General features: G+C 36.8%; 10 protein-coding genes. 3 read left to right on the top strand and 7 right to left on the bottom strand.

Translation table 11 applies throughout. The features are described 5' to 3' along the window. Positions 1-45 precede the first annotated feature (45 nt). From gyrA to dnaA, 7 genes are all read right to left on the bottom strand, one after another. Entirely contained in the window at positions 46-2,562 is a 2,517-nt protein-coding gene (gene gyrA, locus MKY30_RS06135; protein ID WP_147212576.1) for a DNA gyrase subunit A, read from the bottom strand. Between the two features lie 445 nt (positions 2,563-3,007). Continuing rightward, positions 3,008-4,933 (bottom strand): DNA topoisomerase (ATP-hydrolyzing) subunit B, encoded by a 1,926-nt coding sequence (gyrB, locus tag MKY30_RS06130; RefSeq protein WP_147212608.1) that lies wholly within the window; start codon positions 4,931-4,933, stop codon positions 3,008-3,010. A gap of 263 nt (positions 4,934-5,196) precedes the next feature. Continuing rightward, positions 5,197-5,469: an extracellular matrix regulator RemB gene (gene remB / locus MKY30_RS06125; RefSeq protein ID WP_147212577.1), complete on the bottom strand. Its 273-nt coding sequence runs from the start codon at positions 5,467-5,469 to the stop codon at positions 5,197-5,199. Positions 5,470-5,548: 79 nt separating this feature from the next. Next, positions 5,549-6,673 carry a DNA replication/repair protein RecF gene (gene recF / locus MKY30_RS06120; protein ID WP_341083124.1) on the bottom strand — a complete coding sequence of 375 codons (1,125 nt, stop codon included), beginning with the start codon at positions 6,671-6,673 and terminating at the stop codon, positions 5,549-5,551. Positions 6,674-6,676: 3 nt separating this feature from the next. Next, positions 6,677-6,898 (bottom strand): S4 domain-containing protein YaaA, encoded by a 222-nt coding sequence (gene yaaA / locus MKY30_RS06115; protein WP_147212579.1) that lies wholly within the window; start codon positions 6,896-6,898, stop codon positions 6,677-6,679. A 581-nt stretch (positions 6,899-7,479) separates the two neighbouring features. Further along, positions 7,480-8,616 (bottom strand): DNA polymerase III subunit beta, encoded by a 1,137-nt coding sequence (dnaN, locus tag MKY30_RS06110; RefSeq protein ID WP_147212580.1) that lies wholly within the window; start codon positions 8,614-8,616, stop codon positions 7,480-7,482. Between the two features lie 245 nt (positions 8,617-8,861). Further along, positions 8,862-10,205, bottom strand: coding sequence for a chromosomal replication initiator protein DnaA (dnaA, locus tag MKY30_RS06105; RefSeq protein WP_147212581.1), 1,344 nt, complete (start codon positions 10,203-10,205; stop codon positions 8,862-8,864). A gap of 1,139 nt (positions 10,206-11,344) precedes the next feature. On the opposite strand from dnaA, the gene rpmH reads away from it, so the two are divergent. The 3 genes from rpmH to yidC all read left to right on the top strand — a co-directional run bounded on the left by rpmH (position 11,345) and on the right by yidC (position 12,827). Continuing rightward, entirely contained in the window at positions 11,345-11,479 is a 135-nt protein-coding gene (rpmH, locus tag MKY30_RS06100) for a 50S ribosomal protein L34 (protein WP_080871878.1), read from the top strand. A 159-nt stretch (positions 11,480-11,638) separates the two neighbouring features. Beyond that, the gene (gene rnpA / locus MKY30_RS06095; protein ID WP_156986310.1) at positions 11,639-11,986 is read left to right on the top strand and encodes a ribonuclease P protein component; all 348 of its coding nucleotides are present in this window, start codon (positions 11,639-11,641) and stop codon (positions 11,984-11,986) included. Positions 11,987-12,068: 82 nt separating this feature from the next. Beyond that, the gene (gene yidC, locus MKY30_RS06090) at positions 12,069-12,827 is read left to right on the top strand and encodes a membrane protein insertase YidC (protein ID WP_147212583.1); all 759 of its coding nucleotides are present in this window, start codon (positions 12,069-12,071) and stop codon (positions 12,825-12,827) included. Positions 12,828-12,904 lie beyond the last annotated feature (77 nt).

The following is a 12,904-nucleotide window of genomic DNA, read 5'->3' as shown; positions in this document are numbered from 1 at the left end:
TAATATTATCATTGGATAACAATACGAACTAAAAAATCTTATCTGTTACTCGTTGTTATCATCCGCTTCGTTATTCTTCTCAGACACTTCCGTTTGCTCAGCTTGTTCTGCTTCTTCTTCCACTACCTCTTCTTCTTTCTCAATTCGGGCTACAGTTGCAACTTCTTCATCATCCTGCAGACGAATCAAGTGCACTCCTTTAGTATTTCTGCCAGTTTGAGAAATATCGGATACTTGAATACGAATAAGCACACCGCCAACAGTGATAACCATTAAATCTTCATCACCATGGATAGCCTTCACAGCAACAACATGTCCTGTTTTTTCATCAAGCTTACAGGTAAATACACCTTTACCGCCACGGTTAATACGGCGATATTCATCTTCTGGTGTCTGCTTTCCAAATCCTTTACTTGTTACATGGAGAATTTTAGAACCTTCTTCCATGATTTCCATCGAAACTACTTCATCGTCCTCGCGCAGGGAAATTCCTTTTACTCCTGCTGCTGTTCTTCCCATTGGACGCATCTGCTCTTCCTCAAAACGGATTAAATAGCCATTTTTCGTAGCAATCATAATTTCTTTTTCGCCATCGGTCATACGGACAGAAATTAATTCGTCCTCTTCCCGCAGATTTACAGCAATGAGGCCGCCTTTGCGGATATTTTTAAATTTTTCAAGGGAGGTACGTTTCGCAACCCCATACTTCGTTGTAAAGAACAAGAAGTGGTCTTCATCAAACTCAGATACAGAAATAACTGCATTGACCCATTCCCCTTTTTCCACCTGAAGCAAATTAATGATTGGGATTCCTTTGGCAGTACGGCTAAACTCAGGAACTTCGTATCCTTTGGTTTTATAAACCTTCCCTTTGTTCGTAAAGAATAGAACTGTATCATGTGTTGAAGTTGATACAAGATGCTCTACAAAGTCATCCTCGTTCGTGCCCATTCCCTGGATACCACGGCCGCCGCGGCGCTGTGTACGGTACGTAGACGCCGGTAATCGTTTAATATAACCCTGATGTGTCAGCGTGATAACAATATTTTCTTCCGGGATAAGATCTTCATCCTCAAAGAAACCTGCTCCGCCGGCAACAATTTCTGTACGGCGGTCATCACGGAACTTCTCTTTGATTTCAATCAGCTCTTCACGAATGATTTCTAATACTTTTTCTTCGTCAGCTAAAATTGCTTTTAATTCAGCAATTAATGCCTGCAGCTCTTTATATTCTTCTTCAATCTTTTCACGTTCCAAGCCTGTTAAACGCTGCAGACGCATATCAAGAATTGCCTGAGCTTGTTTTTCAGACAGTTGGAAACGTTCGATTAAGCCTTCTCTTGCTATATCGGCCGTTTTGGAGTTACGGATTAAGGAAATAACCTCATCCAAGTGATCAAGTGCAATACGCAAGCCTTCTAAAATATGTGCGCGTGCTTCTGCTTTATTTAACTCAAAAGCTGTACGGCGCTTGATAATTTCTTTTTGATGCTCTAAATAATATTCTAAGCATTGTTTAATAGTTAATACTTTTGGACGCCCGTCAACAAGGGCAAGCATATTAATACCAAAAGTTGTCTGCAAAGAAGTATGCTTATATAAATTATTCAATACAACATTCGCATTTGCATCTCTTCTGAGCTCGATTACAATCCTCATCCCATTACGGTCAGATTCATCACGAAGATCTGTGATACCATCAATTTTTTTATCACGGACAAGTTCAGCTATTTTCTCAATAAGCTTAGCTTTGTTCACCTGATAAGGAAGCTCTGTCACAATAATTGTTTCTTTATCATTTTTCCCCTGCTCAATATTGCTTTTTGCACGGATCGTAATAGATCCTTTTCCTGTTTCATAGGCTTTGCGGATACCGCTTCTTCCTAAGATTTGACCAGCTGTAGGGAAGTCTGGACCTGGAAGATAGCTTTCCATAATTTCATCTACTGTTATATCCGGATTTTTACTTACTGCAAGTACAGCATCAATTGTTTCTCCCAAATGATGCGGCGGAATATTCGTTGCCATCCCGACAGCAATCCCTGATGTTCCATTAACAAGTAAATTAGGGAATCGAGCCGGGAACACGATTGGTTCACGTTCAGCGCCGTCATAGTTATCCTGATAGTCAATTGTGTCTTTATTAATGTCACGAAGAAGCTCCATGGAAATCTTAGACATACGTGCTTCTGTATAACGCATTGCCGCTGCCGAATCACCATCGACAGAACCGAAGTTCCCATGCCCGTCCACGAGCATATATCGATAACTGAAATCCTGCGCCATTCTTACCATTGTTTCATAAACAGCCGAATCACCATGTGGATGGTACTTACCAATAACCTCTCCAACGATACGTGCCGATTTTTTAAATGCTTTGTCAGAGTGCATTCCCAGATCATTCATTGCATAAAGAATACGGCGATGTACGGGCTTCATTCCATCTCGGACATCTGGTAATGCCCTTGCTACAATTACGCTCATCGCATAATCCAAGAAGGATGTGCGCATCTCTTTACTTATATTTATTTCCTGGACACTCGGACGATTTTCCTCTGCCATAGTCTAATAACCTCCCAATCACTATTATTTCAGTGATTTCCTCGAATCTTTCCATTGGATAAGCTGGATTATAATATTTGAGCTTTTTGAATATACATGGAGTCTAAGAATAGCCTTTAGAATGGCCGCTCCAGAAATACACTACGCTTTCCTGTGGGCTTGCGCTCAGCCTCCGCGAAAAAGAAGATCGCTTTTTCTGCGGGGTCTTCCTACTGGGACTGCGATTACTCGCCCCACCGAAGACATTTGCGCTTTCCCACGGGAGTCTACGTGTATTTCTTCCGCTAGTTGTAGAGTACTATCACTATTCATTCTTATTAATAAAGAAAACGGAAGCATGTATATTAATAATTAAACTTATATAACTATTATATTTTTAACACCTGACACAAAGGAATAGAGATTTTCTATCCGCTTAATTGCCTTTATCAAAATGATGTAACAATTAAATATCTAAGTTTTGTACGTACTGGGCGTTTTCTTCGATAAAGTTGCGTCGTGGTTCTACTTTATCGCCCATTAACATATCAAAAACCTGGTCTGCATCAATTGCATCGTTAAGCTCAACCTGCAGCAGTGTACGTGAGTCTGGGTTCATTGTTGTATCCCAAAGCTGGTCCGCGTTCATTTCTCCCAGTCCTTTATAGCGCTGAATACCTGGTTTTGGTGCTTTTGGAAGCTCAGCAAGGAGTGCATCCAGACCTTTATCGGAATAAACATAATGGACCGCTTTGCCCTGCTTGATTTGATAAAGCGGCGGCTGTGCAATATAAATATAGCCATGCTCAATTAATGGACGCATATATCGGTAGAAAAACGTTAATAATAACGTTCTGATATGAGCTCCATCCACATCAGCATCTGTCATAATAACAACCTTATGATAGCGTGCCTTAGATATATCAAAATCTTCAGCAATACCAGTTCCTAACGCCGTAATCATGGCACGTACTTCATTATTTGATAAAATTCGATCCAGACGTGCTTTTTCGACATTTAAGATTTTCCCCCGTAAAGGAAGAATTGCCTGGTAGTGACGGTCTCTTCCTGATTTTGCAGAACCGCCGGCAGAGTCACCCTCTACAATGTACAGCTCACTTTTTGATGCGTCTTTTGAAGAACAATCAGCTAATTTTCCTGGCAGACTTGTTACATCAAGCGCACTTTTACGACGTGTCAGCTCTCTTGCTTTTTTAGCAGCCAAACGTGCTCTGGACGCCATTAACCCTTTTTCAACAATAATTTTAGCAATCGTTGGATTTTCATAAAGAAATTTAGAGAAGGTCTCTGAAAATACGCCATCTGTAATTGCACGTACTTCGCTGTTTCCCAGTTTTGTTTTCGTCTGCCCTTCAAATTGTGGATCTGGATGCTTCACGGAAACAATTGCTGTCAAACCTTCCCGGACGTCCTCTCCAGACAGGTTCGATTCATTATCTTTCAATAAGCTGTTCTTTTTCGCATAATCATTGATTGCACGCGTCAACCCTGAACGGAAACCAACTTCATGTGTTCCACCCTCATAGGTATGAATATTATTAGCAAAAGAATATAAGCTGGTTGCAAACCCATCGTTATATTGGATAGCAATTTCAACAGCTATTCCCTGATCTTCACCTTCAGCATAGAATGGTTCGTGCAATACTTCTTTATTTTTATTAATGAATTCTACATAAGAACTGATTCCGCCCTCATAATAATACGTTGCCGGCTCTTTCTCCGTACGCTTATCTTCAATGGATATACGCAATCCTTTGTTTAAGAAAGCAAGCTCTCTCAGACGTTGTTCTAATGTTCCATAATCGTACTCGGTAGTTTCTGTGAAAATTTCTGGATCTGGTATAAAGTGTGTTACTGTTCCTGTAATATCTGTATCACCGATAATCTCAATTTCTCCATCAGGAACCCCTTTATGAAAAGAAAGGTAATGAATTTTTCCATCGAGGTGAACAGTTACCTCTAATTTACTGGAAAGAGCATTTACAACAGACGCACCTACACCATGAAGTCCACCGGAAACTTTATATCCGCCGCCGCCAAATTTACCGCCGGCGTGAAGCACTGTCATAATAACTTCTAAAGCTGGGCGGCCTGTTTTCTTTTGGATACCAACAGGAATTCCCCGGCCATTATCTTTTACAGTAATACTGTTATCTTCTTCGATAATGACTTCAATATGATCACAATAACCTGCCAGTGCTTCATCGATACTGTTATCGACAATCTCCCAAACAAGGTGGTGTAATCCTTTTTCACTGGTGGAACCGATGTACATTCCTGGTCTTTTACGAACGGCTTCAAGACCTTCGAGTACTTGTATCTGGTCAGCATCATAGGCTTGGTTTTCTGTTACTTTGTCTTCCATTGACATCTTCTCACACTCATTTCTATATGAATTACGCTTCATCAATTTATCACGGATAACCGTCTGTAAAACTCCCACTGAATGAAGTTTCTTTTTATATTTAAAAAGAGAGTATTCTGCATTATTGTGCAGCTGGAATCTCTTGATTTTTTGCTGTTTAGAATATTATTAGTTTGTCTGTGCAGAGATAATTATTTATAGAAAAACAGCTATCTCCGGCTCTAATTTTTTAATAAGCTGATTTACAGATACGGCTGCGCTTTTCAGACTCATTCTTCATAATAATCTTCTAAATTACTGATTGTTGTTAAAATACCTGACCGCTTTCTTAAAGTAGCCACCGATAAGGTACTGAAAAAAATACGATTTTCTGTAATCATAATGGATTTTGCCTTTTTTTCGGGACCGGAAACTCTATCCTTCTGCTTCCATTCCTGTATCATCTGATACATTCCTGATGCATTTGCATATAAATCGTAATCAATTATCGCAATGACCTCCCGGGACCGGATAACATTATCATTGCCAATGTGGATGAACACGATCAATCGCTTCCTTTCTTCGTTTAATCAGACTTCTTCCATTCTTACGCTGCTCATTTACCTTAAAAAAAGCAGCAGATTACGACTCTTTATTATTTGTTGCGATACCTTCTTGAACATAAAATAACTCTGCATTTTTCAAAGTTTCATGATGAATACCATCTACATTCGTTGTTGAAACAAATGTCTGTACTTTTCCCTGAATCGTATTTAAAAGGTGAGACTGGCGGTAATCATCCAGTTCACTTAATACATCATCAAGTAAAAGAATCGGATATTCACCCACCTCCTGATAGATCAGTTCTATCTCAGCCAATTTAACGGACAATGCAGTCGTTCTTTGCTGTCCTTGCGAGCCATACGTTTGGACATCTTTGCCATTCACGAAAAAAATAAGGTCATCTCTGTGCGGACCAATCAATGTTGTACCGCGTTCAATTTCTTTTTTACGGACCTCCTTAAAGGAATTTTCATAGTTAGTAGTTATTTTTTCCTTATTTGCGCCTTCTGATACCTTTATTGTCGCATCATATTGAATTTCTAAGTTTTCTAGATTACGACTGATCCCTTCGTGAATAGGTCCTGCCCATTTCCTCAGCAGATCAAGGTAAACAAATCGTCTCTCCAGCAAAAAAGAAGCATGCTCAACCAGTTGGTCAGTCAATACATCCAACATAGTTTCATCAGCACTGCTCTGACGTTGCAGCTGCTTTAATAAATGGTTTCTTTGCTTCAGTATTTTTTGATATTGAGATAAATGGTAGATATAGGTTGGCTGGATTTGACCTAATTCCATATCCATAAAACGACGGCGAATCTGCGGAGCTCCTTTTACAATGGTCAAATCCTCCGGCGCAAACATAACCACATTAACCGCACCAATATAGTCACTTAACCGGTGCTGCTCCAAATGATTTATTTTTGCTTTTTTTCCTTTAGATGAAATGGAGATTTGCAGGGGGATGGACTGATTCCTTTTCGTAATCCTGCCCTCTATTGTAGCATAATCTGAATCCCAGCGTATGAGCTCTTTTTCCCGCATCGTCCGATGAGAACGGGTAAATGAGAGCACATAAATAGCTTCCATCAGATTGGTTTTTCCTTGAGCATTTTCTCCAATGATGACATTAACCTTATCATCAAATGTAATATCCAACGCTTCATAATTGCGGTAATTGGTTAATTTCAATTGTTCAATATGCATTCTTTATTCCTCTTTGAAAATGACAAAGGATCCTATCTCATCTATTTCAAGGACATCTTCCGGATATAATTTTCTTCCGCGGCGATGTTCACGTTCTCCATTTACCACAGCACCTATATCTTGAAGATATGCTTTGACCATTCCACCAGAATCCAAAAAATTAAGCAGCTTGACACATTGGCCAAGCGTAATATATTCCGTATCTATTTTTATCTGCTCATGCATGATATCACCAAATACTTTCTATTTGTTTTGTCTGCCTTATAAAAAAGTGAAAACAGACACGTATATTATTTCTTCTATTTTCTATTTTACTAAAAATTGATTAAAAAAGGAAGGAAAGGCCTCAAATAATTACAAAAAGATATGTCTTAGCGTTTTTTAGACTTTTTTAATGGGGGCATTCTTATTTCTCTCTTCTCTTCTTAGAGCGCGTTTTATGTTGTTTTTTAAAAGGGATTGTAAAAAATAAAATAATATAGGGATGGATTTAAATATATCTGTGTTGAAACTGGCCATTTTTCAGTCGTATCCGCTCTAAATTTTGGATTTTAAAGCTGAATACTGCGATTTTCCTAAAAGGCTGTATGCTCGATCATTCTTCAATGGAGCTTTCTGTCCCCGTTAAGTTGATTTCCCTTACCTGCTTTTAAAATTAAATATGTTTTATCTGCTTCTTTTACTCTAAAAAAACTAAAAAGCCCTTTTTTATTAAAAGAGCCTTTTAGTTTACAAAGTATAACTTTTACTTATCCCCTGAACTTGATACATTTTTTACGCGTTGTGCGTAAAAAGATAAATATCTCCTAGTATGTTCTTACTGGTAAAATCAGTTGAAGAATAGAATCGTTTTCTACTGGACGAATGACAAATGGACGCATAGCTCCAGTAAATTCGATCACTACTTCGTCATATTCAATCGCCTTTAATGCATCGATCATATATTTTGAACTGAAGGATATTTTTAGATTTTCCCCATCAATCTTATCAGCAGTTACTTCTTCTTCTACATTTCCAATTTCCGGAGAATTACTTGAGATCTCAATCAAAGCATTATCATTGCTTGTAAACTTAACAACATTATTTCTTTCTTCTTTTGCCAATAAAGAAGCACGTTCAATTGATCTTAAAAGTGGTGTTGTTTTAATTTGAATAGTAGTTTTACTATGATCTGGAATTAATCTCGAGGTTTCGGGATAATTTCCATCTAATAATCTGGATAAGAAATTCAAATGCTTCGTACGGAAAAGAATCTGGTTGTTCGTTACACTGATTTCCACAGTTTCCTCAGAATCATTTAAAATTTTATATAGTTCGTTCAAGCTTTTTCCAGGTACAACTACCTGTTCAATAGTCACATTTGTACCTGTTACCGGCACATCTCTTTTTGCCAGACGATGGCTGTCTGTTGCAGTAAATACAAGCTTTTGATCTTCTAACTTAATATTTACTCCGGTTAGAATCGGTCTTGTTTCCATCGTAGATACAGCAAAAACAGTTTGCTTAATCATGCTTTTTAATAAATCAATTGGCATTTCAAAGCTGTTTTCTGTTTGCAGCTTAGGAAGCATCGGATATTCATCCGCACTTTGGCCATTTAAATTAAACTCTGATTTCCCTGAAGTAATTTTTACATTAAATTGATCGTCAACTACAATATCAACCTGTGATTCAGGAAGCTTCCGGACAATTTCAGGAAAGTATTTAGCCTGCAACACAATACTTCCTTCTTCAATATTTTCAATATATACTTTGTCTTCATCTTCAGCTGGAATATAAGATTCAATCGAAATATCAGAATCACTACCCGTTAAAGTGACTCCATGTTGCTTCACTTCAATTTTCATTCCAGTTAATATCGGAATAACAGTTCTGGCAGAGATTGCTTTCATTACATCCTGAACACCAGCAATCAATTTATCTCTTTGTATTGTAAAACGCATGTATTTATCCTCCTTGATTTTTAAAGAAAAGCTTTGCAGCAGCTGTTTCTTAAATTCGTTCCTAAATTCATGAAAAAGGGTTCTATATATTTATTAATTATAATATAAAAAACAGTAATAATAGTAATAAGGGCTGTGGTTACTGTGGATAAGTAGAATCAAGTTAAAAATATCAAAGTTTTCCACATGTGTATAACCTGTTTATATGTTGTTCCATCTTTACACAACATACACAGCCGTGCAGCTTATAAGGATTTAAGCTTTTCTTTTAATTCTTCAATATCCCGATCTAATTCTGTATCCGTTTCAAGCAGCTTTGAAATTTTTTCGTGTGCGTGAATCACTGTTGTATGGTCTCTCCCGCCAAATTCCTGGCCAATTTTAGGCAAAGAAGCATCCGTCAGCTCTCTTGATAAATACATAGCAATCTGCCTTGGGAATGCAATAGACTTGGTACGCTTTTTAGCAGGAAAATCCTCCAGCCGGATATGATATCTATCCGCTACAACCTCTTGGATAGCTGGAATAGTAATTTCTTTTGGCTTATTACTAGGAATAATATCCTTCAAAGCATTTGCCGCTAAAGAAGCATCGATGTCCTGGTTTACTAAAGAAGAGTAAGCAACAACACGAATCAGCGCACCCTCCAGCTCACGGATATTTGTATTAATCTGATTAGCAATATACAGCATGACTTCATTTGGAATATCTAATCCCTCTGCTTTTGCTTTTTTATTTAAAATAGCAATTCTCGTTTCTAAATCAGGAGGTGTAATATCCGTAATCAGTCCCCATTCAAAGCGTGAACGCAAGCGATCCTCTAATGTAGGAATTTCTTTTGGCGGCCGGTCACTGGAAATAATAATTTGCTTACTTTCCTCATGCAGCGCATTAAAAGTATGGAAAAATTCCTCCTGAGTTGATTCTTTTCCAGCAATAAATTGAATATCATCAATAAGAAGGACATCAATATTGCGGTATTTATTGCGGAAATGATTCGATTTGTTATCCATAATGGCATTAATAAATTCATTCGTAAATTTTTCAGAGGTCAGGTAAACCACTTTGGCATTTTTATTATGCTCTCTTACATAATGACCGATTGCATGCATTAAATGTGTTTTCCCTAAACCAACTCCTCCGTAAATGAATAATGGATTGTATGCTTTGGCAGGAGCTTCGGCAACAGCTAAAGATGCTGCGTGCGCAAAGCGGTTCCCGGCGCCAATCACAAAAGTATCGAATGTATATTTATCATTCAGCATTGATTTTGGAGAATCTGTCGTTTTAGCGTCAATATTCGGTTTTGGCATTGGTTTTTGATCTGACGGTTCTTCCACAGAATCAGGAATAATAAATTTGGCATTCAGATTAGTACCAGTGATTTCTTCTAAAGTCTGGGTAATTAAATCTGTATACTGTGTTTCCAGCCAATCCTTTGTAAATTCATTTGGAGCGGTGATAACCAATGTATTTTTTTCTAGATGAAGGGCTTTTGTGTTTTTCAGCCAAGTGTCAAAGCTCGGTTTACTTAATTTATCCTGGATGGTGTTCAATGTTGCATCCCAAAGTTCTTCAATATTTTCCAAAGTTACTTTCACTCCTTTCGACCTAAGTTAGGAAATATAGTTGTAAGGATGGACATAGTAAAGGGTGACTTTTAAAAATCATTTGTCTCATTGCTATAGATAATAGAAGTTCATGTTAAAAAAGGATGCTAAAGAACCGAGCGGGATATTCGCCGCTCAGGACTAAAGAGAATAAAAATAGATATTATTGATAGCTATTTCATACACATTATGCTAAAGCAAAGCTCGATACAGTTTGCTTGTATACCCTTTTTATGAAGCTCTATTTAGAAGAAAAAAGCCTCTCTCAATCTATCTCAGGGGTTAGATGGAAAGGCAAATGTATAAAAAATGAAAAAAGGCCTGTGGATAAACAGAAAAATAATAACTTACATACGCAATTCAAGATTTACCAAGGAATGTTTTTACATTCAATGAAGATAATTTTAAAGAAAATCTAAAATTATAAACGCTATCCACAGCCATGTAGAAAACTTTATCAAAAATCAGTGGAAAAACTATCCACACATTATCCACATTCTGTGTATAAGTTTTATTAGCATTAATTATTTCCACAAACTAAAACATAAATATAATACCAAATAAAACCGAATAAATCAATGGCTTTCAAATAGTTATCCACATATTCTATCTGTTGTGTGTTTCATTTGTAAACAACGCTATATTTTGTGGTTAAATTGTTTATTTTTTGTGTGGATAGAAAAAAGGAGAAGAAAATTATTCGCTGCGGACTGTGGATAATAAAGAGGATTGCTGAAATAGAAATTTAATAATATCTGTACTAATAGCTGTGTCACTTTAGAATATAAAGAGGGATGGATGGAAATACTGTTTATTTAGAAGAAGAGTGCAGTATCTTCAAAAACTATTGTAGATGAAATAGAGATATCATTAATTAAGAAAGGGTAAATAAAGCGGAGCTTCATTTGATAAAAATTAGTAAGAAAGATTCTCCGGGAAAAATTTAAAAGAAAGCATTGAAAAATGTGTGAGAAAGAAATGAAGCGGAATTTTATTAAATAGCCGGTTGACAAAATGAATACATTTTTCGTATAATATCAAGGACTGTCTAATGGATAAGTTATAAGCTATTTATAGTTTAAATATGAAACTTGGATTTTCCAAGGAGGTGCACACTCATGAAAAGAACGTTTCAACCAAATAATCGCAAACGTAAAAAAGTTCACGGTTTTCGCGCGCGTATGAGCACAAAAAATGGTCGTCATGTATTGGCTCGTCGTCGTCGTAAAGGACGTAAAGTTTTATCTGCATAAGCCACTGACAACTATCAGTGGTTTTTTTTCTGTTATTTAAAGGATATTGTGATTCCTGTATCGAATTACATACTTTATGCGTTTAAGGATGGACAGGCTTTTGCTGGAATATAATGAATAGAAGAAGATGTATGTGGGTTAAATTAAAAGGTGATGACGGTGAAAAAACAATTTCGGATTAAAAAAAATGAAGAATTTCAGGCAGCTTTTAAGCATGGGAATTCATTCGCAAATAGACAGCTGGTTATTTATTATAGAAAGAAAGAAGATCAGGATCATATCCGGATCGGTTTGTCTGTTGGGAAAAAAATAGGCAATGCCGTTGTCAGAAATCGTATAAAAAGGTTGCTGCGGGTGTCTTTTCAAGAGTTAGAGAAGGATATTAAACCTTGTTATGATATTGTAATCATTGCCAGAAACCCAACGAAAACAATGAGTTACGAAATGATGAAAAAAAGTCTCTCGCATTTATTATATAAAGAAAAACTATTTAAGCACTCGAAGTAAGGACAAGTTTAAGATAGAATTCACAATGTAAATAAGCTAAAATAACAAGTAGAAGCATTGGGAATATTAAGGAGGAAAAGCTTTGCGCAAAAAATACGGGATATTAATCACTTTTCTCGTGTTAGCGGTTTTTTTAGCTGGGTGTACCCAAATTGATGAACCGATTACACCTGAAAGTGAAGGGTTTTGGAATACAGTCTTCGTTTATCCATTATCTTGGGTTATAACAAAGATTGCAGTGTTTTTAAATGAAAACTATGGCTTGGCAATTATTTTAGTAACAGTAGTTATCCGTTTAATATTAGTGCCATTAAACGTCAAACAAATTAAAAGTACGAAAGCAATGCAGGAAGTTCAGCCGCAATTACAGGAGCTTCAGAAAAAATATGCTTCTAAGGATGCAAATACACAGCAGAAATTACAGCAGGAAACCATGCAATTATTCCAAAAAAATGGAGTTAATCCATTAGCTGGGTGTTTACCAATTCTTGTACAAATGCCAATATTTATTGCGATGTATCATGCAATTAGACGTACGACAGAAATTGCTACACATGATTTTCTTTGGTTCCAGCTTGGAACACCGGATTACATTTTGCCGATTCTGACAGGACTGTTTACTTTCTTACAGCAGAAATTAATGATGTCTACGAATTCAGCTGCAAACAGTAATCCGCAAATGAGATTACAGCTGCAGATTATGCTTTATGTGATGCCGATTATGATTGGTGTAATGGCATTCTTCTTCCCGGCAGCATTAGCATTATACTGGGTAACAGGTAACATTTTTATGGTGTTCCAAACGCTTCTTATTAATAAGCCAATGATGTCAAAAAAATAAAATGTTATAATGAGGGAAGAAATTCCCTCATTATTAATAAGTGAAATAGTTAAACAGTTTTAAGTTTTATGAAAATA

Source organism: Oceanobacillus sp. FSL W8-0428, from assembly GCF_038004405.1.
Lineage (GTDB): Bacteria > Bacillota > Bacilli > Bacillales > Amphibacillaceae > Oceanobacillus > Oceanobacillus sojae.
This window is presented reverse-complemented; position numbering and strand designations above follow the sequence as displayed.